The organism is Phycisphaerae bacterium, from assembly GCA_035275405.1.
GTDB lineage: Bacteria > Planctomycetota > Phycisphaerae > UBA1845 > UTPLA1 > DATEMU01.
Map to the genome: position 1 here is coordinate 208,409 of DATEMU010000005.1, position 24,568 is coordinate 232,976.

Below are 24,568 nucleotides of genomic sequence, written 5' to 3' on the forward strand. Positions count from 1 at the left end.
GCGCACGGTCCGCTCGATCCGGTAAAATCCCGACATGGCCGGTTTCGGCTCCATACTCCATCGCCTCCCCAAGCCCGCCGCCCGGTGGAGCCGGCTCTTTGGTCTCGGAATCCTCGTGGGCGTACTCGGCGGACTCGCCGCCGCCGGCCTCGAATGGGCGCTGCATCACGGAACCGCGCTGCTCGTCGGCCGCTTCGCGCACCTGGGCAGTCCGGAGGTCCTTCGCTTCGAGTGGGGCGTCCTGCTGCTGCCGGCGCTCGGCGGGCTCCTTTCCGGACTCTTAATCCGATGGCTTTGTCCGCTAGACGCGAAGGGTCACGGTACCGACGTTTTCATTCGCGCGTTCCATCGCGGGATGGGTCGCTTGCAACTGCGAGGCCCGCTGGTCAAGGCGGTTGGCGCGGCTGGCGTCATCTCCTGCGGAGGATCGGCCGGCCCCGAAGGTCCCACCGCCGCCCTGGGTTCGGCGATCGGTTCCACCGTCGGCGGGCTCTTCCACCTCACTCCGCGCGAACGGCGAATCCTGCTCGTCGCCGGATGCGCCGCGGGGGTCGGAGCGATTTTCCGCTGCCCGCTCGGCGGCGCGCTCTTCGCCGTCAGCGTCCTCTACCGCGAGCCGGAATTCGAATCGGAAGCGATCGTCCCCAGCTTCGTCTCCTCCGTCATTGCCTACTCGACTTTCATGACGCTGTGGGGCGGCCTCGGCCATTACACCTACCTGCTCTCTGGCGCCGGCGCGCTCGGCTTTCGCTCCATGGTCGAACTCGTTCCCTATGCCTTGCTCGGCCCGTTGTGCGGCCTGGCCGCGATCCTCTTCACGACTTCACTCCGCTTCGTCGAGGAACGCGTCGTTCCGTGGACGCGGTTGCCCCGATGGTTCACCCCCGCGGTCGGCGGACTCGCGACCGGGGCATTGGCGTGCGTGCTTCCGCAAGTCATGGACGGCCGCTACCTGTTCATCCAAAACGCCATGAATGGGTTTCCCGACGTCGGATTCGGCATAGGCGGATGGGCGCTCTTGTTTGCCGGCGTGGTCGTGGCCAAGTGCATCGCCACGGCCTGCACCGTCGGCAGCGGCGCCTCCGGCGGCGCGCTCGGGCCGTCTGTCTTCCTGGGCGGCGTCGTCGGCGCATTTCTCGGCGCCAGCCTCCAGGCCTTCATGCCCGAAACCTTCGCCGCTAATCCCGACTTGCGCCGCGCGCTGATCCCCGTCGGCATGGGCGGCGTCCTCGCGACCACCATGCGCACGCCGCTCGCCGCCATGGTCATGGTGATGGAGATGACCGGCAGCTATGGGCTCATCGTCCCGCTCATGCTCGTCTGCGTCTGCGCCTACGTCGTGGGAGGCCGATGGGGGTTGAACCGACAGCAGGTCCGCGGTATCGCCGAGTCGCCCGCCCACGCCGGCGACATGATGATCCACTTGCTGGAATCGTGGCGGGTGGGCGACGTGATGGAACCGAATTGGTCACCGATGGTGACGCCCGATACTCCGCTCCGCGAACTCGTCGCCCAGCTTCGTCCCGGCACGCGGCCGGTCTTCGCCGTCGCGGAAGGCCAACGCCTGCGAGGTCTCATTTCGGTCACCGATCTCCGCCGCATCATGGCGGAGCCCGGCCTGGCCGAGGTGGTTATCGCGTCCGACATCATGACCACACAGTTGGAAGCCGTGCTACCGGATGAGGACGCCTACACGGCGCTCGCGCAACTCGCGCGGACCCACCACGACGTCCTGCCCGTCGTTCAGCGCGGCAGCCGCGGGCGATGGCTGGGGATGCTCACGCGCGAGCGGATCTTCGAGCGCGTCCGCGAGGGAGTCGCGCGGATGCAAACCCTGATGCTCGAAGAGCACGACGGCCTGAAGGCGATCGAGAGCGAGGGCCGGCTCCAGCAACTGGTGATGGGCGTCGCGCCGATGAAAAAAGACGTGATTCAGCGGCTCATTGTCCCCGTCGACGCCGTCGGCCAGTCCCTCCGCCAGTCGGACTTTCGCCGGAAGTACGGAGCGCAGGTCATTGCCATTGAGAAGCCGGACGGTTCGATCCAGTGTCCGCCGGATCTGGATGCGCCGCTCGTGACAGGTCAGCGGCTCCTGGCGATTGTGCCGCAACCAGACGGCGGATAGGACGATCCGCCGTTCGGCTGTGATGATTCGCGCTGTTGGAGGCCACTGCCCGGCGTCGATATAGTCGCAGCCTATGGCGCGGGACTCGCGGTACCTCTGGTCCGCCAAACTGATCGCAATCTGCACGCTGTTGTCGCGGATCACCGGACTGGCCCGCGACATCACCCTTAATCATGTATACGGTCAGAAGTGGGTACAGGACGCCTTCAACTACGGCTTCCTGGTACCCAATCTCTTTCGACGACTCTTTGGAGAAGGGGCCCTCTCGGCGATCTTTATTCCCGTTTTCACCGAAACGTTGGACAAAGAAGGGCGGCCCGCCGCCTGGGTGCTGCTCGGCCGCGTGGCCGGGTTGATGGTGCTGCTCCTGTGCGCCGCGACGATCCTGTTGGAACTCGGCATCCTGGCGATCTGGCAATTCGCCCCCGGTGGGCCGATGCGCACGCTGCAACTCGGACTGACCGCGGTCATGCTTCCGTTCATGATCTCGATCTGCATGCTCGCGCTTCTTTCGAGCATCCTGAACTGCGTGCACCACTTCACCGTTCCGGCGCTGCTCCCGATCGTACTCAATCTCATGAACATCGTCGGTGTGCTCGTGATCGGGCCGATGATGGGCGACGCCCTGGAGAAGCAGATCTATGGCGTGGCGCTGTCGGTTCTTGCCGCAAGCGTGCTGCAGATCGTCCTGATCATGCCCGTACTCCGCGCGCACGGTGTGCGAATTCTATGGTCGCTGGATCATCGGCATCCGGACGTGCGTCGGATTGCCCGCATGTTTCTCCCCGTCGTGCTGGGACAGGGTGTACTCTTATTCAATGTCTTTTTTGATGCGCAAATCTGCACCTTTCTGACGCGCGGCCCGGAGCAGGGGCCTAATTTCTCGTTCTTCGGGTATGCAATCAGCTATCCACTAACGGAAGGCGCCCTCTCTGCCGTCAACAATGCCCAACGGCTCTATCAATTCCCGCTCGGCGTACTGGCCATCTCCCTGGCCACGGCGGTCTTCCCACTCTTCAGCCTCTACGCCAGCCGCGAGGACTACGCCGGTCTCCGTGACACGCTCGGTCAGTCCATCCGCGTGGCGATTTTCGAGGGGCTGCCATCCGGAATCATGATCATACTCCTGGCCGAGCCGATTGTTGCGCTGCTCTTCGAGCACGGCCGCTTCGGACCCGAGGCGACGGCGCGGGCGGCGTGGGTGCTCAAGTGGTACGGCTTGGGAATGCCCGCGTTCTGCGCGCAGCACATCCTCCTCCGCGGGTTCTATAGTTTGAAAGACACGCTGACGCCCATGTGGATCGGTTGCAGCCTCGTCGCCGTCAATATGGCGTTGAGCCTCGCGCTCCTTTGGCACCCCGCGATACGCGAAGCGGCATTCGGAATCAGCACATCCGTAACCTCGACGCTGCACGTCTTGGTCTCTGTTTGGCTTTTGCGCCGACGGATGCAAGGCCGCATCGGCGCAAGGGCCATTGCGAAGTCATCGGTCAAGATGATCGTGGGCGGTGCGCTGGCGGGAATCGCGGCATGGTGGCTGTTGCGACTGACGACGGCGATGGACCTCGCCGGACTGGGCCGCTCCGGAGCCCGGGCGGTGGAAGTGTTCGTGCCGCTCGTCGGGGCGGGGCTGGTTTATCTCATGGCCGCGAAGGTAACGCAATCAGACGAACTCTCGTGGATCTTGGGTCGCCACAAAGACATTCAAGCTCTGGAGGCGCCAACACGTGACTGACCGAAAGACTCATGACATATTGGCAGCCATGAGGCGGGCCGTTCATGACCAAACCTACGTCTTGACCTCACATGCCGTTCTGGAAATGCGAGTCGACCGCCTGGACATTGTCGACGTGGAATCAGCGGTACTGACGGGTACAATAACACAGACCTTTGATGACGATCCCCGGGGCCGTCGATATGAGATCGTGGGCAAGGCCTGCGACCTGACGACCGACGTGGGTGTGGTCGCTCGATTCGAGGGACCGATGCTTATCATCACGGTCTATGCGATCAAACCATGAACCTGTACGATTTTCGATGTGAATACTGCGAGGGCACCGTTCGCGAACAGGTCGTCGACCGCGAGCCGATCTCGCACCATCGGGGCATCGTGATCCTCGAAGGAGTGCCGATCGGCGTCTGCGATCGGTGCGGGGCCCACTATTACGCCGCGCCGGTTCTGAAGCGCGTCGAGTCTATCCTCTCCTCCGGCGAACCACCGGAGCGAACATTGGAAGTGCCCCTCGAAACGTACTGACAAACCGTCGGCGCCGGTGGACCGCCACTCTTAGTTTTCCCGGATCGTTATAATTAATTGCATGATTGCCATTGACTCCATCGCCGTCGTGGCCGAGTCCCTTCCACAACCGGTCGATCTGACCGCGCTCTTCGGAAACGACCATCCCGTCGAACTGGAGATCGGCTGCGGCAAGGGAGGCTTCCTGCTGCGGCAGGCCAAGGCGCACCCCGAGCGGAATTACATCGGCATCGAGTGGGCCAACAAGTTCTATCAATATACGGCCGATCGCATGGCTCGCTGGGGCATGGCCAATGTGCGGATCATGCGGACCGACGCCAAGCACTTTGTCATCCATCGCCTGCCGCCGGCGTGTCTCGCGGCATTGCATGTCTACCATCCCGATCCCTGGCCCAAGAAACGGCACCACAAACGGCGCGTATTTACGCCCGACTTCGTCGAAGCGGCGATTCGCGTCCTCCAACCCGGCGGTCGATTGGCCGTGCAGACCGACCACGCCGAGTATTTCGAGCAGATTCACTCGGTGCTCTCCGGTCGGCGGGAACTAGCCCCCACTCCGTTTGACGACGCCGAATTCGGCGCAGCCGGCGAGCGGACGGAAACGAACTATGAAGTGAAATACCTGCGCGAGGGTCGGAAAATCTTCCGCCTCGCGTTTTGTCGGGCGCCCTCGTGAACAAGCTCGTGATCGGCCTCTTCGTGACCCTGATCCGCGCCTATCAATTCGCGGTACGTCCACTGTTGGCCGGCGGCTGCCGGTTCGTGCCGACGTGCAGCGAGTACGCGGTCGAAGCCATCGAGCGCCACGGCCCCTGGCGCGGCGGCCGCATGGCGCTGCGCCGAATCCTCCGCTGCCGGCCGGGTTGCGCCGGCGGGTTCGATCCAGTGCCGTGACACGCCAATCACTTTGTTAGTCCCGCATTGCGGAGCAGAAGCGTCAGACCGGTCACATCGTAATCGGTGAACGCGCCCACGTCGTAACTGTCGAGGTCCAACACCCCCCAGCATTCGCCGCCTTCATCGAACAAGGGAATGACAACTTCCGACCGGTCGCGCGGATCGCAGGCGATGTAGTTGGCGCCGAGTTCCGCGACATCACGGACGACCAGCGGTCGGCCGCTGACCAACGCCTGCCCGCACGCCCCGTGCAGGCCGATCGGCGAGCAGGCGGGCTTGTCTCGGCGCGGTCCCAGGACCAATTCGTTTTGGCCCTTATGCAAATAGAAACCGATCCACGAAACGCCCGACGGGTGCAGCGCGTCCCAACCGATGTCGACGAACGACTGCATCCGTTCGTCGCGATCCCCGCGGACGCCGGCCAAACGCTCCGCCAATTCGTGATAATTCCGCGTCATCGAAGGAAACTATCGGACATCCGCGCGAAAAGCACAATACGAACCCACCTAAGACAAAATTAATGTTAACGCACCAATGCGGCTCATTCCCGCATCGACTACGTACATTCTCCAGTTTCGATTTTCGTTGAATTCTCGCGTGGCGGGCCAAAGATTTATTAGGGGGCCGCGAGCGCCGCGGAACCCAGTCGAAGCCGGAATTTGAGGTGTACGATGGATCCTGCCTGGTTCATACTTATTCTGATCAACCCGCTGCTGGCCGCCATCTTTGGGTTAGTTGCTCTACTCCTCGGCTAACGCGGAGGTGCCGGGCCCGGCGGAAGATGTCCCTCCATCCATCGCCGCGGTCGCCGACTGGGACGTGTGCCCGGTTATCGGCACCAGGGGTGAGCAAGCGCCCGCTGTTGCCGCACGCCCGCTAAGTCTCCTCTCTTTTACGTCTGATTCCCATCCAATAACAAACGCGAGGGTCGCCGCCCAACAGCCGATGTGAGGCGAGGTGGGCGCAATCCGCGCTCATCGCGAAGACGTCAATATCGGGCGGATGCATCGCCCTGACATCGGGAGAGCCATTATGTTCGGTCGATCCAAAGTCGCGGTTCTCAAGATGCCCAAAGCCCCCGCCGCGGGACAAGGATCTCCGGCGTCGTCGGGCGGCGCGCCAACGTCCACCGCCGCCACGCCTCCTCCCACCGCCGCGCCGGCGGCGCCCGATCGCAATGACGAATTCTCCGAACTCAAATCACGCGTTCACAAACAGCTCGTCGAAATGCTCGACCTGGCCGCGCTGTCCAAGCGCAGCGGTGACGACGTCCGCGAAGAGGTCAAGCAGGTCATCACCGGCCTGTGCGATCAACAGGACGCTTTGCTGAACTTCAACGACCGCCAGCGCCTGGTCACTGAGATCCTCGACGAAACGTTCGGCCTCGGGCCGCTGGAAACGCTGCTCAAGGACGCGCTCATCAGCGACATCCTCATCAACGGCCCCAAGCAGGTCTACGTCGAGCGCAAAGGCCGGCTCCAGTTGACCAGCGTCGTCTTCAAGGACAACGCCCACCTGATGCACGTCATCGACAAGATCGTCTCCTCCGTCGGCCGGCGCTGCGACGAAGTCTCGCCGATGGTCGATGCCCGGCTCAAGGACGGCTCGCGCGTCAATGCGGTCATCCCGCCCCTGGCGATCGACGGCCCCTCGATGTCCATTCGCCGCTTCGGCACTGATCCGATCACCTGGGAAGACTACGTTCGCTTCAACTCCCTGACGCCGCACATGGTCGAGTTCCTCCGGGCCTGCGTTGTCGCGCACCTGAATATCATCGTGGCCGGCGGTACCGGCTCTGGTAAAACGACGCTGCTCAACAACCTCTCGTCTTTCATCCCGGACACCGAGCGAATCGTCACCATTGAGGACGCGGCGGAACTCCGCCTCCGCCAGCCCCACGTCGTCCGCCTCGAATCGCGCCCCGCGAACATCGAAGGCAAGGGCCGCATCGCCATCCGCGAACTGCTCATCAACGCCCTGCGCATGCGGCCCGATCGCATCGTCGTCGGCGAGTGCCGCGGGTCCGAGACGCTGGACATGCTCCAGGCCATGAACACCGGTCACGACGGCTCACTCACGACCATCCACGCCAACAGCGTCCGCGACGCCGTCCAGCGCATCGAGACCATGGTCATGATGGCGGGCTTCGATCTCCCCGTGAAGGCGATTCGCCAGCAGTTCTCCAGCGCGGTGCACCTGATCATCAACGCGGCGCGCCTGACCGGCGGCCCGCGAAAAGTCATGTCCATCGCCGAGGTTCAGGGCATGGAGGGCGAGGCCGTCACTATGCAGGAGATTTTCAAGTTTGAGCAGATCGGCCTGGATAACACCGGCAAGGCGTACGGTCGTTTCACGGCGACAGGCCTGCGGCCCAGTTTCCTCGACCGGCTCAAGGCAGCCGGCGCCGACCTGGACACGGCCCTCTTCGAACGACAGGTCCTCGCGGAGGATCATCGAGGTTAGGTGACCGCCGCCGCCGATGGACGGTGAGCAGCGGCGTCGAACAAAGGTGACGCGTGATCGCGGCAACGCAAATATACATTCTGGCGGCCGACCTCGAGACCGTGGAGAAGATCGGCCTCTACGTGCTGCCGATCTTCGGATCGGTCCTCCTCGCCTACGCGATCTACAACCTCATTCACGATCTGCGCAAGCCCGAGGTGCGGCGGGTCAGCGATCGCCTCAAGGAAAAAGTCGGCGCCGAGGCGGAGACCGACAAGGACCGCGCGGTCAAGGAATCGATCCTTCGGCGACAAAAGGATCAACCCACGGCCATCGGCGCCGCGATGCTGCAAATCTCGTTCATGCCGTGGCTCCAACGCGTCCTCGACCAGGCCAATCTGCCGTGGCGGGCGACGACGGCGCTGCTCAACATCATCGGGGCCTCGGCCGTTGCCTACATCATCTGCTTTACGTTTCAGCTCCCGCAGTGGCAATGCCTTTCCATCGGGGGCGCCTGTCTCCTGCTGCCGCTGATCGCGCTCGTCATCAAACAACGCATTCGCATGAACAAGTTCCTCAACCAGTTGCCCGACGTCTTCGAGCTCATGAGCCAGGCCCTCCGCGCCGGCCATTCGCTCGCCAACGCCATCCTCCTGATCGGCCAGCAGCTCCCCGACCCTGTGGGGACGGAGTTCCTCCGCGTCTTTCACGAGCAGAACCTCGGCATCAAGATCGAGGATGCCATGAAGGACATGTCCAAGCGCGTCGGCCTGCTCGACGTCCGCTTCTTTGTCACCGCCGTCCTGATCCAGCGCCAGACCGGCGGCGACCTCGCCGAAGTCCTCGACAACATCAGCAGCGTCATCCGCGATCGCATCAAGCTCTTCGGCTCCGTGAAGGCGCTGACGGCGGAGGGCCGGCTCTCCGGTTATGTGCTCCTGGCGCTCCCCGTCGTCGTGTTTGTCATCGAACTGTTCATCAACCCGGACTACGCGAACGTCATGCTCGACGAGCCCATCGGCAATTACATGCTGATCGGCGCGGGCGTGGCGCAGCTCCTGGGTCTCGCCATGATCCAGAAAATCGTGAATATCAAGGTTTAGAAAAAATGTCGACGAGCAAATGGCGAATCTCGAAGTGTGGATTACGAATTAACGCGGACCGCGCGCTCCGTATTTCGCTATTCGCTATTCGCTATTCGTAACTGGTTTTCCTATGGAATGGCTCATCCTCATCGCGCTGTTACTCGCCGCCGCCGGGCTGGTGGCCTATTCCTTCCTGCCCGCGCGCCGCGAAAAGATCGAGACCGTCCTGCGGCGAACGGCGGGCATCAGCCCGGACGACGACAAGGCCACCCTGCAGACCAAGGCCCGCCTCCGCGCCGCCGGCCCGTCGATCCTGGAAAAGGCCGCCCCCATCTTCTCCCGGCCGGTCATGCCGAAAAACGCCGAGGAGCAGTCGACGTTGAAGGCGAAACTGGCCAGCGCCGGCTATCGCCGCGAGTCCGCGCCGGTGCTCTTCCTGGCGAGCAAGACATTGGGCGCGGCGCTGTGCGCGCTGGCGACCTTCGGCTATGCCTTCGCGGCCGACAAGGAAACGCAGGAAATCATGTACTTCGTCATCGGCGGCGTCGGCGCCGGATTCCTCCTCCCCAACATGTGGCTCAGCCAGTGCATCCGCAAACGCATCGAGGCCATCCGCAACGGTCTGCCCGACTCGCTCGACCTGATGGTCGTCGCCGTGGAGAGCGGTCTGGGGCTGGACGCCACAATCCTCCGTGTCGCCGACGAAATGGGCAGCGTCCATCCCGCGCTGGCCGAGGAATTGCAGATCGCCACGATCGAAACGCAGATGGGCATCAAGCGCGCCGAGGCGCTCACGAAAATGGCCGACCGCACCGCCGTGCCGGAGATGCGGGCCCTCATCGCCGTCATCACCCAGGCCGAAAAGCTCGGCACCAGCGTCGCCAAGGCCCTCCGCAATCAGGCCGACAGCCTCCGCACCAAGCGCCGCCAGAAGGCCGAGGAGCGCGCTCAGAAAACGGCGGTCAAGCTCCTCATCCCGCTCATCCTCTTCATCTTCCCCGCCATCTTCGTCGTCCTCGCCGGCCCGGCGGCGATCCACCTCATGAACACCTTCGGCGGCGGCGGAATCAGCAAGTAGCTTCAGTGCGAAATTATCGGTGCCATTGGCATTCCGACTTCCGCATTCCGAATTCCCATTGCCCCATTGTTTTCGTGGTATGATGGAAGGCTGAGGGGGTCCTCCCATGCCACGAATCGGTCTGTGTGTTGTTGTATTGTGTTTGTCCGTCCCGCCGGCTCTCGCCCAGCCTTTCGTCAACTGGGAAAACCCGCATGTCCACCCGCTGGACATCACCCCCGACGGCGACACGCTCCTCGCAGTGAACACCGCCGACAATCGCCTCGAAGTCTTCGACATCACCAGCGGCGCAGCCCTGCACCTCGGCGCGATCCCCGTCGGACTCGACCCGGTCAGCGTCCGCGCACGAACCAGCACCGAAGCCTGGGTCGTCAATCACATCTCCGACAGCATCAGCATCGTCGATCTCGCAACGATGCGCGTGGTATTCACGATCCGCACCGACGATGAGCCCGCAGACGTGGTGTTCGTTGGCTCGTCGCCCCAAAAAGCCTTCGTCTCCTGCTCGCAGGCCAACACCGTCGTCGTCTTCGATACCGCCGCCCCGGCCACGCGCCTCGCGACCCTCGCCATCGACGGCGAAGACCCGCGGTCCATGGCCGTCAACGTCGCGCGCGGAGAGGTCTATGTCGCCGTCTTCGAGTCGGGCAATCGCTCGACCATCCTCGGCGGCGGTCTCGCGATGGGGGGCACCGGCTTTCCGCCGAACGTGGTCAACGATCCAGCCGGGCCCTACGGAGGCGTGAACCCACCGCCCAACGACGGCACGAACTTCAAGCCGCCGCAGCGCGCCGGCAACCCCGCCCCGCCCGGCGTCGGGCTCATCGTCAAGAAGAATGGCGCAGGGCTATGGATGGACGACAATGCCCACGACTGGACGTCGATGGTCAGTGGGGCCAATCACGCGCTCAGCGGCCGACCGGCGGACTGGGACCTGTTCGACCACGACATCGCCATCATCGACGCGACGACGCACGCACTCCGCTACGCCAACGGGCTGATGAACATCGGCATGGCCCTGGCCGTCAACCCGGCGAACGAACAAATTACGCTCGTCGGGACGGATGCGACAAACGAGGTTCGCTTCGAACCGGTGCTGGAGGGCCGCTTCCTCCGCGTCAATCTCGCCCGCGTAACGCCCACCCCCGCGACGGTAGGAATCAGCGATCTGAATCAGCACCTGTCGTATGGCACGACGGTCCCGTTCGTCGCCATTCCGCAGGGCGAGCGCGACAAGTCACTCGGCGATCCGCGGGCCATCGTCTGGAACGCCGCGGGCACGCGCGGCTACGTCGCCGGCATGGGCTCGAACAACGTGGTCATCATCGACGCGGCGGGGACTCGACAGCCGCTCTTGAGCAATCCCCTCGATGTCACCATTGACGTCGCCGAGGGTCCGACCGGCCTGGCGCTCGATGAGACGCGCGGGCGTCTGTACGTCCTGAGCAAGTTCGCGGCGCGAGTGTCGGTCGTCGACACCGCAACGGAGACGGTCCTGACCGATGTGGGCTTCTACGACCCCTCGCCCATCGCGATCAAGATCGGCCGCAAGCATCTGTACGACACGCACCGCAACTCCGGCCTGGGGCAGATCGCCTGCGCGTCGTGCCACGTCGATGCGCGGAATGACCGGCTGGCCTGGGATCTTGGCAACCCCGACGGGACGGTCAAGACGTTCAACCAGAACTGCCCGCTGGGCGGCTGTCAGGACTGGCACCCCATGAAAGGACCGATGACGACGCAGACCCTGCAGGACATCATCGGAAGGGAGCCGCACCATTGGCGCGGCGATCGCAACGGCCTCGAAGAATTCGCCGGCGCCTTCACGGGCCTTCAAGGCGACGATCTACCCCTGCCATCCCCCGACATGCAGGAGTTCGAGAGCTTCCTGGCCACAATACATTTCCCGCCGAATCCGTCTCGCAACGCCGGTCGCTATCCGGTGACGCCGCTGGACAACGGCCTGCCCTCGAATCTGCCCCTGCCGGGCCACTTCACGACCGGCCGGTTCGCGCCCGCCGGTCAGCCGCTTCCGAATGGCAACGCGGTCACCGGCCTGACCGCGTATCGAACCGGCGGACTGGATACCGTGCAGTGCGTGACCTGCCATACGCTGCCGACCGGCATGGGGCTTGACGGAGCATTCACCGGTTTCCCGCCAACGTTTCAACCGCTGCCCCCGGGTCCCAACGGCGAGCATCACTTGGCCCTGGTCTCGCAGGATGGCTCGACCAACGTGAGCATCAAGATCCCGCACCTCCGCAACATGCACGAGAAGGTCGGCTTCGAGATGACCCAGACTTCCAACCGGTCCGGCTTCGGCTTCCTGCACGACGGCAGCGTCGATTCGCTGGCCCGCTTCCTCAACGAGCCGGTCTTCAACGTCACGTCGGACCAGCAGACCGCCGACCTCGTGGCGTTCATGCTGTCGTTCGCCGGTTCCGACCTGCCGCAGGGCTCGCCGACGAATCCGCTGGAGCCGCCGGGCGTCGCCGGAAAGGACACGCACGCCGCCGTCGGCTGGCAGACGACGCTGATCGACGACACCAGTCCCGCGCCGGGACAAATCCTGCTCATCAGTGACATGATCGGCCTGGCCAACACCAACAAGGTCGGTCTCATCGTCAAGGGAGTGCAGGGCGGAATCGCCCGCGGCTATCGCTACAACGGCGGCGGCAATTTTCAGTCCGATCGCTTCGCGGAGACAATCACAAGCGGGGCCTTACAGGCCGCGGCTGCGCCGGGCAGCGAGCTGACCTACACGATCGTCCCCAAGGGCTCCGAGACGCGGATCGGAATCGATCGCGACGACGACGGCTTCTACGATCGCGAAGAGCTGGACGCGTGCAGCGACCCCGCCAATGCGGCCAGCGTGCCGGGCGATCCCAGCGTGGACATCGACAGCGACGGCGACGAGGATTTCACCGATGTCGCCGCCTTCGTCGCCGTACTGCTCGGCTCGCCGCAGGATGTCAATCACACCCCGCGCTGCGATCTGAATTGCGACGGCGCCGAAAACGGCCTCGACATCCACCCCTTTGTCGACGCCTTCCTCACTCCCAGCCTCGCCCCGCTCACCCCACGCGTGGAGGAAACAGAGGCCGACATAGCCCCCCGATCGACAGCCCCTGAATCGGTCTCCGGCCATTGAAATAATGTGGGATTCGATCTCGGTCCAAATGTATAGAAGACGCGTTGCCGACAGCAAATCTATTATCGAACGTAACGCTGTTTCGGAACAGTCAACCAACCAAGCAACAACAAGACCGCGCCGAAAGGCTCTGGCGTAAACTTGACCAGAAAAACATCGTCATCCAAATTGTTACCTGCGTCGGGTCCAAACAGACTCTTGGACGTGCTGCCGGTCAAATAAACACTTCCTGAACCATCAACCGCTATACCCTTTCCTTCATCCCAGCCATCGGTCCCGAGCTGTATCGTCCAACTTGGACTGCCCTCTGAATTCCACTTTGTCATGAACATGTCCAAGGTGCCTTGGTTCACTGAACTTAGGTCTCCATACGTCCACCCCGTGACAAAAACGGATCCAGTTGTGTTATCAACGGCTAAATCGTAGGCATCGTCGCTCAAAGTTGATCCGAAAAGTCTAGTCCAAAGGCCCGAGCCATTTGCGTCATATTTCGCCAAAAAAGTATCGGCAAAGCCGCTGCCAGTTTGCCCATCTAAATCGCCGTCAGCGTGTCCAGTCAAATACACATTGCCGCTGTTATTAACACTCACTGCGGTCGCGCCCTCTGTTGCCGGGGATCCCAATAACGTCACCCACTGTCTGGTTCCTGAGTTGTCATATTTCGCAAGGAAGGCGTCGCGACCCCCGTTGTTTTGCGTTCCTCCTAAGCTGCCGTCCGTAAAGCCCGCGACGTAAGCGTTACCGAATGCATCAACTGCGATGCTTTGTGCTTCCTCGTCGGAGGCTGTTCCAAGGAGGCGACCCCATTGAAAGACTCCGTCCGAATCAAGCTTCCGCACAAATGCATCTTTCTCGCCAGAATTAGTCTGCCCGTCCAAATCCCCAGACGTGTAGCCGGCCAAATAAAGGCTCCCTCCCGGATCGACCGAAAGACTGAGGGCCTGATCATGCGCTGAAGTGCCAAACTGATTTATCCAAATCGTTGAACCGGTCGTATCGAATTTGGTTACGAATGCTCCGAAGTCGCCATTGCCACCGGGAAGTCGCGTTCTGCCCGCCACGATCGCATTGCCAGCCTGATCTATCGCTACATCCAGACCTGACTCGCCGTTTGAAGTACCGATCAGACGCGTCCAAAGCACCGAGCCAGCGGCATTGAACTTCGCCAGGAACGCATCTGTGCCACCGGCAGACGGCTGACCATTTAGATTTCCGTTCGTATTACCAGTTACGAAGATATTTCCCCATGGATCAGTAGCTACGGCGTTCCCGGCTTCATAAGCGTTGGTTCCAAATTGTCTGGCCCATTCAATACTGTATGGCTCCTCGGCTAGCGCCACAGGATTGCCACCAAAGCTCGCTAGAACAGCTGCAAGAATGTTGATGTTTTTCATGTTGTCTCCTCCGAAAGGGTCGCGAACGCGCCAACGCTGATACCTGCGAAAACCCAATGGCTGGCGAGATGGGGCGCCAGAAGGAGTGTATGGAACCGGAATCATGTCCAATCGGTACCAATGCCGTGACGAACAATCTCATTTTATCACCAAGCCAAGTGTCCGACCACGTATAACCGACCACACCCCTCTGCTTTGGCTGACACATCGTTGACTCCCCCTTAGATTCGGGCCACCATACCGTCATCCCACGTCGCGAGGTGTGAGTCTAATCCGCGAGGAGTGCTTAAGCCCTTAAACGCCACTGATTGCGGTTCAGGGCAAATCATCCATTCCCATTTTCCGTCGCTCTTGGCGACGACAAGAACCACTCCCCCCTCGTCGACAAGCTCCCTGCCGTTTTCCGCCGCTCGAGTCGCCGACGGCCTCTACATGCCATCCGCGTCGGCCCCCGCGCGCCCGATCGGCCCGCGGACCGGCCTCGAGAATAGTCCCAGCAATTTGCATGCTAGCCAAGACGAGGGTCTGGGTGCCTGCAATGGAAGTCTCGTTCCAATCGCGACTTGCGACGCCGAAATCCACCCGTCGCCCACTACAACTAATCACTGGCCACGAACCACGGTTATTGAGGGAGCGCTGGGCAAGAGTATGGGTTGAGGACAAAAAAAGAAGCGGTGAAGCCGCGCTCCGGTCGCTGGCCGCTGACTATTGATCACTGGCTGCCGGCGCCGCGCCGATTCCGCGCTGAGTTCGAAAGGTCGCCCGCGAGCCGTTTTTTCGCTATCTTTCACTATCTTTCGGGCAAATCGCTCTCTGGGAGGATCGAACCAATGGCCACGCCTCAGAAAACGCATGAAAACAACAAGTCTTCCGTCTTCGAAAAAATCCCCCCGGATGTCCGCCGCCAGCTCGACCTCGCCATCATCCATCGCACCCCGCCCACCTTCCAAAGTGTCTGGATGCAGTTCGAACTCGCCCAATACGGCGTCTCCTTCTCCGCCCTCTACCGCTACGCCCGTCGCCTCCGCGACCGCGTCAACCTCGCCGAGGCCGCTGACCTTGTCGCCGAGAATGACGGCGACACCCACGAGACCATTCAGAAACTCCTCTCCCGCCGCCTCCTCGAACTCCTCCTCAACACCGGTGGCGCCGATTGCACGAAAGAAATCGCCGCCCTTACCTCCGCGCATCGCCGGGGCGCCAAGACCGCCGTCGACCTCCGCCGCGTAGCCCTCGATGAGTGCCGGCGCGTCGAAGATGCCCGCGTCGTCCGCGAGCGCCTCGACCTCGACCGCGACCACTTCCGCCTCAAGCGAGAGGCCCTGGAGTGGATGCAAAAACTCCGCACCCGCCCGGACGCGGCCCAGCCCCTCCGTCTCGCTTGCTCCGAAGATTCGCAGGACTCCGCCAACGATCCTGCTCGCGCATCCGCTCGCTCCCCCAGCCCGCCGCCGCTCATGCCGCGCGCGGAGGATGTGGAGGCCGACGTAGCGCCCCGATCGACGGACCTTGAACCTCTCTCAGGAGATTAGCAAGTGTTGCTTTGAGCCGGTGTGCACGTCACGCGGCCTGAGTCACCGAAGGCCTTTACATGCCATCCGCCTCGGCATCCGCGCCCACGATCACGTCCGCCCGGCCGTCACCGTTCACATCCCCGGCGGCCACGAACACGCCCCCGGCGAACATCGGATCGAACGCGAAGAAGTCCTGCAGGATCATCTGATCGGTCCCTCCGAAGACCCGCACATGCCCGCCGGTCCCGCCCGCTCCCGCGCCCACGACGATGTCGGCAGTGCCATCGCCGTTCACGTCCCCCGCCGCGACGCGCACGCCCCCGCCAAACGCCGTGTCAAAGGCGAAAAAGCTCGTCAGTAGGCTGCCCCTCAGACCGTCGAAGACCTTGACCTGCGGTCCGCCCCCGGCATCCGCGCCCACGATCAGGTCCGCCCCCCCGTCCCCGTTCAGATCGCCCGCGGCCACGAACACGCCGCCGGTAAAACTCTGCCCGAATGCGAAAAAGCTGTGCAGGATGGCCAGATCCGATCCGGCGAAGACCCTCACGTGCGGCCCGGCGCCGGGCCCCGCGCCGGTGATGATGTCCGCCATCCCATCGTCGTCGACATCCCCCGCCGCGACGCGAACGCCGCCAACAAAACTAGGCGCGAAGGCGAAGAAGCTGGCCAGCAGGCTGCCATTCGCTCCATCAAAGACCTTTACGTGCGGCCCGCCGCCGGCGCCCGCTCCCGTGATGATGTCGGCTCGGCCGTCGCCGTTCACATCGCCTGCCGCGACATAGACGCCTCCGCCGAACTCCGGCCCGTAGGCATTGAAGCTATGGAGGAGGGATTGGTCCACGCCGCTGAACACCTTGACGTGCGGCCCCGCGCCCGGGCCCGCGGCGACGATGATGTCCACTGTGCCATCGCCATTCACATCCCCCGCGGCGACGCGGACGCCTCCCCGGAATGAACTGTCGAAGGCCAGAAAGCTCATGTGGGTCTGCTCAGTCATCGAGTCGATGACCCGCACCAGCGGCCCTACTCCTTCGTCCATGTCGTCCGGTGGCGGAGGCACCGGGGGTGTTTCGCAGCCGATGAGAGTGACGAGGGCCAGGGCGGCAACGATCGAACAGCGATTCAAAACGAACATGATTGTCTCCAGCAGAGCCCCCCAAGTTGCGAGGCAATCAGTCTAACGAGACGCGCTCGGCGCCTCAAGCCGCGTCACGAAAGCCTTGAACAACATGTCGCTGGTTTGACAGGGGAAAAACCTGAAATCGAGGACAGGTGCTTAACGACGGCGACGATGTAGCATCGCCAGGCCGACGATCATGAGGAAGGCTGCGGGTTCGGGGGTGTACTTAATTAGTATAGCGTCGGAATTACCTGCGCTTGGACCAAAAAGGCTGCCAGAACTGTAGCCTGTTGCATAAACGCGGCCGAAAGGATCAGTGGTGAGGCCCATTCCCAGGTCAGCGCTGTTTGTCCCCAATTGCTGCGTCCACAGTGGAACGCCCGAGGGGTCCCATTTGGTGAGGAAATAGTCGTAGTCGCCCTGATTTGGGCCTCCAAGGCTGCCCCTTGTTTCTCCTGTCACAAAGACGGCGCCGGATATGTCGTCGATCGCGAGACCGTACGCCTGATCTATGTTTGAGGTGCCCAAAAGGCGTGTCCAGAGCCGCGATCCGGCGCTGTTATATTTGACGAGGACGACGTCGCTGCTACCGTGGCTCGGCTGTCCGTCGAAGAAGGCGGCAGTGGTATGACCGGTAAGATAGATGTTGCCGGAGGCGTCCGCCTTCACGGATGTTGCAACGTCACAGCTTGAAGAGCCAAGGAAGTTCGTCCATTGCGAATTACCCGAAGAGTCATATTTTGCGAGGTACATGTCACATGATCCGAGGCCTGCGTTGGTAATGCCCGTGAAATAGCTGTTGCCGCTGGGATCGACCGACACGCTTACTGAGTCGTCGTGCACGTTCGTCCCAAAAAGCCGGGTCCATTGGAAATTACCGTTTGAATCGAACTTGCGGAGAAATGCGTCGGTGTCGCCGGAGTTGAACTGCCCGTCCAAGTTGCCGCGGGTGTAACCCGACACATAGACGTTGCCCGTGCTGTCGAGCGACAGGCCTTCGGCGCTGTCGGCTGCCGACGTGCCGAATTGCCTTGTCCAGAGCGTTGTTCCATTCGGATCAATCTTGCGAACAAAGCCGTCCTCCCCGCCGGCGAGGCCGGCGAGGTTTCCCGTCGTTCGTCCTGCGACGAAGGCGTTCCCTGCCGCATCAACCCTGACTTCATGGCCCCTGTCTTCGCTCGATGTTCCGATCAAGCGCGTCCAAAGGAGCGATCCGGATGAATCGTGCTTTGTCAAATAGGCATCGTAGGTTCCGGATCCGCTGTTAGGCTGACCGTTCAGATTGCCCGAGGAATATCCGGTGGCAAAAACATTACCCGAAAGGTCGACTGCGACGTCGAGTCCGAACTCGGTAAAGTTCGTCCCAAACTGTCGCGACCAATCGATGCTGTAGGGCGTGCCGGCGGTCGCGGCCTTCTCGCAAAGTGTCAATGCGAATGCAACCAGTGCAATAGAGATGGAGTTACGCATGGCCTCTACTCCTCTCCTCAGATCCGTCAGCGGATCCGCGCTGAAGAACCACACCGAAACTGCCGTCATTGTAACTAAATCGCGTAGGAGAGATCAAGCCTTGGCCGGGGTTAAATCGTTGACAATGAGGGTTTTAGCGGTTAAGTAATGCCCCAACGCACGATCATCCCACGCCAGAGGGCGTGAGCCTGATCCAACGACGAGTATCGGCCCCCCAGAGCGACCGCACCGTACGGCGGCGGGGCGATCTTTCACACTTTTTCTGAGGAATCTACGCACGTGCCTACCAAATACGTTTTCTTTTTCGGCAATCGCAAGGCGGAGGGCAAAGGGTCTCAAAAAGCGCTGCTCGGCGGCAAGGGCGCCGGTCTCGCGGAGATGACCCACATCGGCCTGCCCGTGCCGGGCGGATTCACGATTACCACCCAGGCCTGCAAGCTCTATTACGACGGCGGCAAGAAGTGGCCCAAGGGGCTGGACAAGGAAGTCCAGCAAAATCTCGCCAAGCTCGAGAAGGCTTGCAAGAAGAAGCTCGGCGATCCGCGCGATCCGCTGCTCGTCTCGGTGCGTTCCGGCGCGCCGGTCTCCATGCCCGGCATGATGGAGACCGTGCTGAATCTGGGGCTCAACGATCGATCGGTCGAGGGGCTGGCGCAGTGCGCGAACAACTCTCGCTTCGCGTGGGATTCCTATCGCCGCTTCATCCAGATGTACTCGACGGTCGTGGTGGGGCTGTCCAAGGAGACGCTCGAACACAAGCTGCACGCGATGAAGTCCCGGCTTGGCGTCAAGGCTGATACAGACCTGACGGCCGAAAATCTCCGCGAGCTGTGCGACGAGTTCAAGGCCTTCTTCCGCGAGCAGACGGGAGAGGATTTCCCGCAGGACCCCGCCGACCAACTCCGTGGCGCGATTTCGGCGGTCTTCAATTCGTGGATGGCCGAAAAGGCCGTCAAGTACCGCGAGGTCGAGAAGTTCCACGGCCTGCCGGGCACGGCCGTGACCATCTGCCAGATGGTCTTCGGCAACATGGGCGACGACTGCGGCACGGGCGTCTGCTTTACGCGCGATCCGAACAGCGGCGAGAACATTTTCTACGGCGATCTGCTCATGAATGCGCAGGGCGAGGATGTCGTCGCGGGCATTCGCACGCCGATCCCGCTGGCGCAGCTCGGCAAAGAAAACCCGGAAGTCTATGAGCAGCTCTGCGGCGTCCGCGTGATGCTGGAGACGCACTACAAGGACATGCAGGACCTGGAGTTTACCGTCGAGCGCGGCAAGCTCTACATGCTCCAATGCCGCAGTGGCAAGCGCACGCCGTCGGCCATTTTCAAGATCGCCGTCGATCAGGCGACCAAGCCGCTGCTTTCCAAGGCGGAGGCGAACCGATTGGTGAAAAAAGGCTATTTGCCCAAGCGCTATGCGGCCGCCGCGATTAAGCCCGTCATCACGCCCGAACAAGCGCTGATGCGCATCAGCGGAACGGATATCGAACGACTGTTCTACCCGATTATCGATCCGGCCTTTGACGCCAAAAGCCTCTCCACGCGGCACCTGGGAATCGGCATCAATGCCGTGCCCGGCGCGGCGACCGGCCAGATCGCGTTTACGGCTCCGCAGGCCGAGCGCTGGAGCGCTGAGGGCAAGCGCGTGATCCTGGTACGGCGCGAGACGAGCCCGGAGGACGTGGGCGGCATGCACGCGGCGCAGGGCATCCTGACGGCGACGGGCGGCAAGACGTCGCACGCGGCGGTCGTCGCACGCGGCTGGGGCAAGTGCTGCATCGTCGGTTGCGATCAGCTTCAGATCAGCGACGACGAGCAGTCGCTCTCCATCAACGGCAAGACGATGAAGGCCGGCGAGTTCATGACGCTCGACGGTTCTGCCGGGGCCATCTACGAAGGCGAGATCCCGCTGGTCACGCCGACGTTGCCCAATGAGTACTACACATTGATGAAATGGTGCGACACCCGGCGGCAATTGAAAGTGCGGACCAACGCCGACACGCCCTACGACGCGGAGAACGGCGTGAAGATGGGCGCCGAGGGGATCGGCCTCTGCCGCACGGAGCACATGTTCTTCGATACCGAGGAGCGGCGGCTGGCCATCCAGCAGATGATCGTCGCCGAGACGCAGGATGAGCGGCGGGCCGCGCTCGATCGATTGCTGCCCTTCCAGCGGCAGGACTTCATCGGCATCTTCGAGGCGATGGCCGGCCGGCCGGTCACGATCCGCCTCGTCGATCCGCCGCTGCATGAGTTCGTTCCGCACGACGAGGACAAGCAGCGGGATTTGGCGAATCGCCTCAACGTGGAATACGAAAAAATCCGCCGCCGTGTCGAGCAATTGCACGAGGCCAATCCCATGCTCGGCCATCGCGGCTGCCGATTGGCGATTACCTATCCCGAAATCCTGGAGATGCAGGTGCGGGCGATCATGGAGGCCGCCGTCGAGTGCCGCCGACGCGGCGTAAAGGTCACCCCGGAGATCATGATCCCCCTGTGCATTGATGCCAAGGAACTGAAAATCCTGACAGACCAGACGCGACAGGTCGCCGAAGAAGTCCTGCGCGTCGCCGGCGTCAAGGTTCCCTATCTCGTTGGGACGATGATCGAGACGCCCCGCGCTGCGTTGACAGCGGACAAGATCGCCGAAGTCGCCGACTTCTTCTCGTTCGGGACAAACGACCTGACGCAGACGGTCATGGCCCTGTCGCGCGATGACGCCGGGCGATTCCTGCCGGACTATGTGAACCAGGAAAAGGCGGCGATCTTCGCGGCCGATCCCTTCCAGACGATCGATCGCGACGGCGTCGGCCAACTCGTCGAGCACGCCATCCAGAAGGGCCGTTCGACAAAGCGGGGCCTGAAGATCGGCATCTGCGGCGAACACGGCGGCGATCCGGCGTCGGTGTACTTCTGCCACGAAGCAGGCATGGACTACGTCAGTTGTTCGCCGTATCGCGTGCCCATCGCCCGGCTGGCCGCGGCGCAAGTGGCGATTAGGGAAAACCCCTATTCGCGCAAGAAAAAGCAAAACTAGATTCGTGTCATTTCTACCTTGTCATCTCTAACAGTCGTTCGCCATCTGACGACGCTTGAATCGGCGCGTGCGTTTGTGATATGCTGATCGCGAAGTCGGCTGCCCCTTTCCATATCAATGGTCGCTCTATTTCAAGACCGGGCCGAATGGAGGAGTGGAAATGAAGCGAATCGCCGTTGCGTGCTGTGTCCTCGCGCTCAATGGACTCGCCGATACGTTGATGGCACAGGCACAGGATGCCGTCCGTTCCGACTGGCCCGAGCAAGGCCCCCCTCCGGAAAAGGCCCGCGAGCCGCTCCCTCCCGATCAGTACATGCTCACGCCGCGAGCCAATGTCCTGGTGGTCGATGTCGCCGGCGCGTCGGGCTTCAACCTCGCCAATCGCAATCTTGGAGGGGAACCCAGCATCGCTGTCAATCCGGTGAATCCACAGCAGATCGTCATTCTCTCGTTCGCGGGCAGCTTTTGGGATGGGGGTCGTGAAGCGCCCATGTGGGTATCGAACAATGGAGGCTTGGGCTGGGGCCAGTATCTCAGTATCCCTGAGCCGCGCTCGCCCGTCGGGGACAATTGCCCCTGCGATCAAACGCCTGATTTCGGTCAGAACGGAGTCTTCTACGCGACGTTTCTCCGCGTCGGCGGCGGAAACGCCATCTACACGGGGCAATCCACGAACCCGACGAATCCCGCTAGTTGGTCGTGGAACCCCGCGAATGTCGCGCTTCCGTCCGTCCCTACGAACAGCTTCGGCGCCGGCCAGGCCGATCAGCCCTGGCTCTGGACCGGCCGCGATCCGACAAACGCCGGGCAAACCAATGTGTATGTCGCCTACGACGATTTTTCGGCCTTTTCCGCCGTGGCCCCCTTTGTCGTGCCGGGCCGTTTCGTGATTCGCAACACGGCGTCGCTGGGAGCCTCGCCGCCGAACTTCCCGGGCGCCCAGGATCTGCCCGTCAATCTGCTCAATCAACCGATGCAGGGTACTAATCCAGGCAACCGGATCACGGTTGACAGCTTAGGAACTGTTTACAACATCCACGGCAAATCCGTTTCACCCGGAGCGGGAGCCGTAAAGCTCGTGACGTATATTGTCAATCGATCCACCAATGCGGGGGCCACTTGGACGATTCCAGGCGGAGGGGCGCCCGGCGGCGGCATCGTCGTCGCCATGGCGCCGAGTCGGCAGGGCACGGGCTTCAAGATGGGCGATCCCACGGGTGGCGCCAATGGGAACAATACGCTTCTCGGCAATATCACCGCTATAGCGGTCGATCCGAACACGCAAGTGGTTTATACATCTTACGGCCTGTTGGACCCGGTGAATAATCTGAATTGGCTCGTGGTACGACGACTCATTCCGGCAGGCGGAGGCGCTTATACAATCGGACCGGCGTTTATCGTGTCGACGGCCAATCAGGACCATGCCCTGCCCTGCCTCGCCGTGCTCAATTCCGGGGAAGTCGGTTTGCTGTTTACGCGCTACCATCCACCGACGGATTCGTACGACGTTCGATTGCACCAGTCGAGCACGGCTTTCGCCACCAGTACGACGCTGACTTCTCTCGTGAACTTCAACAATTTCGTTGCGCCCTCGCCGATGGCTCCGAGCGGCGCGGTCAATGATCGGCAGCGAATCCTCGGTGACTACCAGCAACTCAAGGCCAACGGAAATCGCTATTACGGCACGTTTGCGGCACGCGGGGCCGGAGGCCTGAACTCGCAGAGCGTCGTTCCCTATTTTGTCCGCGCCGACGGCGACGCCCCCCAGGCGAATCAGGCCTGTTGTCTTCCAAGCGGCCTTTGCCGGGACCTTCCGCCCGCCAGTTGTCAATCGATCAATGGGGTTCCTCAAGGCGTGGGTACAGCCTGCGTCGGTACTCAGTGCGGCGCCGCCGGCGCGTGTTGCCTGGGCGGCGGAGTCTGCAATATTCAGACGAGGGCGAACTGTGTGGCGGCGGGCGGCGCGTTTCAGGGAACGGGTAGTGCATGCGCCGCCGCAGAGGCCTGCTATCTCCCCAATGGCACATGCCTCATGCTGTCGCCGGTTTGCTGCAATTCGCAGGGTGGTGTGCCCCAAGGGCCTGGTAGCGCGTGTGCTGCCAACGAACGATGCTGCCTGCCCAACGGCACGTGTGCAAACGCCGATCCTACCGCCTGTTGGCAGGCGGGTGGAACCCCGGGCGGCGCCGGCTCGGCCTGCGGGGGCAATCAACTGTGCGTCTTGCCGGACGGCTCCTGCCTCAACACCGATCCCATTTGTTGCGCGGCGGCGGGCGGCGCCGCGGGTGGAGCGGGGTCGGCGTGCGCCGCCAACGAGCGCTGTTGCCTCCCCGAGGGGAATTGCCTCAACACCGATCCGATCGCGTGCGGCGCGGTCGGCGGTGCGGCCGGAGGCGCGGGTACGGCATGCGGCGCGACCCAGGCGTGTTGCTTCCCATCGGGCGGATGTCTGAATCTCGACCCGGTCTGCTGTGCCAACGCCGGGGGGACGGCAGGCGGCGGCGGCACGAGTTGCACGGCGACACGCCGATGTTGTCTGCCTGGCGGCGGCTGTTCCAACCTGGACCCCGTTTGCTGCGCCCAGGCCGGCGGTACGGCGGGCGGCGCGGGATCGGCTTGTTCGAACATCACCGCGTGCTGCACCGGCGGCGGCGCCAATTGCCAAAACACCGATCCGGTTTGTTGTGCCATGCTTCCCGGTGGTCAGCCTAATGACTCAGGTTTGCCTTGCCTCGGCGATCTGAGCGGCAACACCGTTGACGACGCCTGTGATTGCCTCTGCCTCGGCGATACGAATGGTGGGGGGTTTATCTCGACGTTGGACATACCGAGCCTGACCGACGCGGTATTGGGGATCGTCCCTTCGCCCTGCGCGGACGTTAATTTTGACGGTTTCGTGAATGGCCAGGATATTCGGCGATTCACTGACTTGCTTATGGCCGGCACGACGTGCGGTCCATAAGCAGCCGACGCAACGTTTATCGGCTGACCGG

17 protein-coding genes are annotated in these 24,568 nt (G+C 62.4%); 13 read left to right on the top strand and 4 right to left on the bottom strand.

Features of this window, described 5'->3' with window-relative positions:
- Positions 1 to 34 precede the first annotated feature (34 nt).
- From VJZ71_08740 to yidD, 6 genes are all read left to right on the top strand, one after another.
- A complete protein-coding gene (locus VJZ71_08740) occupies positions 35 to 2,125 on the top strand; it encodes a chloride channel protein (GenBank protein HKQ48140.1) in 2,091 nt (696 codons plus the stop codon).
- 73 nt (positions 2,126 to 2,198) lie between these two features.
- The gene (gene murJ, locus VJZ71_08745; GenBank protein ID HKQ48141.1) at positions 2,199 to 3,860 is read left to right on the top strand and encodes a murein biosynthesis integral membrane protein MurJ; all 1,662 of its coding nucleotides are present in this window, start codon (positions 2,199 to 2,201) and stop codon (positions 3,858 to 3,860) included.
- A 28-nt stretch (positions 3,861 to 3,888) separates the two neighbouring features.
- Positions 3,889 to 4,146 carry a DUF4258 domain-containing protein gene (locus VJZ71_08750; GenBank protein ID HKQ48142.1) on the top strand — a complete coding sequence of 86 codons (258 nt, stop codon included), beginning with the start codon at positions 3,889 to 3,891 and terminating at the stop codon, positions 4,144 to 4,146.
- Positions 4,143 to 4,382 (top strand): YgiT-type zinc finger protein, encoded by a 240-nt coding sequence (locus tag VJZ71_08755; protein ID HKQ48143.1) that lies wholly within the window; start codon positions 4,143 to 4,145, stop codon positions 4,380 to 4,382. Before VJZ71_08750 ends, VJZ71_08755 begins: the two co-directional genes overlap by 4 nt.
- 61 nt (positions 4,383 to 4,443) lie before the next feature.
- Positions 4,444 to 5,058 (top strand): tRNA (guanosine(46)-N7)-methyltransferase TrmB, encoded by a 615-nt coding sequence (gene trmB, locus VJZ71_08760; protein HKQ48144.1) that lies wholly within the window; start codon positions 4,444 to 4,446, stop codon positions 5,056 to 5,058.
- Positions 5,055 to 5,276: a membrane protein insertion efficiency factor YidD gene (gene yidD / locus VJZ71_08765; GenBank protein ID HKQ48145.1), complete on the top strand. Its 222-nt coding sequence runs from the start codon at positions 5,055 to 5,057 to the stop codon at positions 5,274 to 5,276. Before trmB ends, yidD begins: the two co-directional genes overlap by 4 nt.
- An 8-nt stretch (positions 5,277 to 5,284) precedes the next feature.
- On the opposite strand, the gene VJZ71_08770 is transcribed toward yidD, so the two are convergent.
- Positions 5,285 to 5,737, bottom strand: coding sequence for a GAF domain-containing protein (locus tag VJZ71_08770; GenBank protein ID HKQ48146.1), 453 nt, complete (start codon positions 5,735 to 5,737; stop codon positions 5,285 to 5,287).
- Positions 5,738 to 6,311: 574 nt separating this feature from the next.
- Here VJZ71_08770 and VJZ71_08775 point away from each other — a divergent pair.
- The 4 genes from VJZ71_08775 to VJZ71_08790 all read left to right on the top strand — a co-directional run bounded on the left by VJZ71_08775 (position 6,312) and on the right by VJZ71_08790 (position 13,035).
- Positions 6,312 to 7,742, top strand: a complete 1,431-nt coding sequence (locus VJZ71_08775; GenBank protein HKQ48147.1) for a CpaF family protein — start codon at positions 6,312 to 6,314, stop codon at positions 7,740 to 7,742.
- Between the two features lie 53 nt (positions 7,743 to 7,795).
- Positions 7,796 to 8,824 (top strand): type II secretion system F family protein, encoded by a 1,029-nt coding sequence (locus tag VJZ71_08780; GenBank protein HKQ48148.1) that lies wholly within the window; start codon positions 7,796 to 7,798, stop codon positions 8,822 to 8,824.
- A 112-nt stretch (positions 8,825 to 8,936) separates the two neighbouring features.
- Complete coding sequence (locus VJZ71_08785; protein ID HKQ48149.1) at positions 8,937 to 9,884, top strand: type II secretion system F family protein; 948 nt, start codon at positions 8,937 to 8,939, stop codon at positions 9,882 to 9,884.
- Between the two features lie 106 nt (positions 9,885 to 9,990).
- Complete coding sequence (locus VJZ71_08790) at positions 9,991 to 13,035, top strand: hypothetical protein (GenBank protein HKQ48150.1); 3,045 nt, start codon at positions 9,991 to 9,993, stop codon at positions 13,033 to 13,035.
- A 62-nt stretch (positions 13,036 to 13,097) separates the two neighbouring features.
- Here the strand turns inward: VJZ71_08790 and VJZ71_08795 are convergent, their stop codons facing one another.
- Positions 13,098 to 14,429, bottom strand: coding sequence for an SBBP repeat-containing protein (locus tag VJZ71_08795; protein ID HKQ48151.1), 1,332 nt, complete (start codon positions 14,427 to 14,429; stop codon positions 13,098 to 13,100).
- A gap of 830 nt (positions 14,430 to 15,259) precedes the next feature.
- Between VJZ71_08795 and VJZ71_08800 the strand changes: the two genes are divergently transcribed.
- A complete protein-coding gene (locus VJZ71_08800) occupies positions 15,260 to 15,961 on the top strand; it encodes a hypothetical protein (protein HKQ48152.1) in 702 nt (233 codons plus the stop codon).
- A gap of 55 nt (positions 15,962 to 16,016) precedes the next feature.
- Here the strand turns inward: VJZ71_08800 and VJZ71_08805 are convergent, their stop codons facing one another.
- Entirely contained in the window at positions 16,017 to 17,078 is a 1,062-nt protein-coding gene (locus tag VJZ71_08805) for a VCBS repeat-containing protein (GenBank protein ID HKQ48153.1), read from the bottom strand.
- 141 nt (positions 17,079 to 17,219) lie between these two features.
- On the bottom strand, positions 17,220 to 18,533 hold the full coding sequence (locus VJZ71_08810) for an SBBP repeat-containing protein (protein ID HKQ48154.1): 1,314 nt from the start codon (positions 18,531 to 18,533) through the stop codon (positions 17,220 to 17,222).
- A 279-nt stretch (positions 18,534 to 18,812) separates the two neighbouring features.
- Between VJZ71_08810 and ppdK the strand changes: the two genes are divergently transcribed.
- Together ppdK and VJZ71_08820 are read left to right on the top strand one after the other, a co-directional pair.
- Positions 18,813 to 21,575: a pyruvate, phosphate dikinase gene (gene ppdK, locus VJZ71_08815; protein ID HKQ48155.1), complete on the top strand. Its 2,763-nt coding sequence runs from the start codon at positions 18,813 to 18,815 to the stop codon at positions 21,573 to 21,575.
- 160 nt (positions 21,576 to 21,735) lie between these two features.
- Complete coding sequence (locus VJZ71_08820; GenBank protein ID HKQ48156.1) at positions 21,736 to 24,537, top strand: hypothetical protein; 2,802 nt, start codon at positions 21,736 to 21,738, stop codon at positions 24,535 to 24,537.
- Positions 24,538 to 24,568 lie beyond the last annotated feature (31 nt).

Bases quoted from the DNA above. Each gene is read 5' to 3' on its own strand.
- VJZ71_08740 (HKQ48140.1), top strand. From the start codon at position 35: ATGGCCGGTTTCGGCTCCATACTCCATCGCCTCCCCAAGCCCGCCGCC.
- murJ (HKQ48141.1), top strand. From the start codon at position 2,199: ATGGCGCGGGACTCGCGGTACCTCTGGTCCGCCAAACTGATCGCAATC.
- VJZ71_08750 (HKQ48142.1), top strand. From the start codon at position 3,889: ATGAGGCGGGCCGTTCATGACCAAACCTACGTCTTGACCTCACATGCC.
- VJZ71_08755 (HKQ48143.1), top strand. From the start codon at position 4,143: ATGAACCTGTACGATTTTCGATGTGAATACTGCGAGGGCACCGTTCGC.
- trmB (HKQ48144.1), top strand. From the start codon at position 4,444: ATGATTGCCATTGACTCCATCGCCGTCGTGGCCGAGTCCCTTCCACAA.
- VJZ71_08770 (HKQ48146.1), bottom strand. From the start codon at position 5,737: ATGACGCGGAATTATCACGAATTGGCGGAGCGTTTGGCCGGCGTCCGC.
- VJZ71_08775 (HKQ48147.1), top strand. From the start codon at position 6,312: ATGTTCGGTCGATCCAAAGTCGCGGTTCTCAAGATGCCCAAAGCCCCC.
- VJZ71_08785 (HKQ48149.1), top strand. From the start codon at position 8,937: ATGGAATGGCTCATCCTCATCGCGCTGTTACTCGCCGCCGCCGGGCTG.
- VJZ71_08790 (HKQ48150.1), top strand. From the start codon at position 9,991: ATGCCACGAATCGGTCTGTGTGTTGTTGTATTGTGTTTGTCCGTCCCG.
- VJZ71_08795 (HKQ48151.1), bottom strand. From the start codon at position 14,429: ATGAAAAACATCAACATTCTTGCAGCTGTTCTAGCGAGCTTTGGTGGC.
- VJZ71_08800 (HKQ48152.1), top strand. From the start codon at position 15,260: ATGGCCACGCCTCAGAAAACGCATGAAAACAACAAGTCTTCCGTCTTC.
- VJZ71_08805 (HKQ48153.1), bottom strand. From the start codon at position 17,078: ATGTTCGTTTTGAATCGCTGTTCGATCGTTGCCGCCCTGGCCCTCGTC.
- VJZ71_08810 (HKQ48154.1), bottom strand. From the start codon at position 18,533: ATGCGTAACTCCATCTCTATTGCACTGGTTGCATTCGCATTGACACTT.
- VJZ71_08820 (HKQ48156.1), top strand. From the start codon at position 21,736: ATGAAGCGAATCGCCGTTGCGTGCTGTGTCCTCGCGCTCAATGGACTC.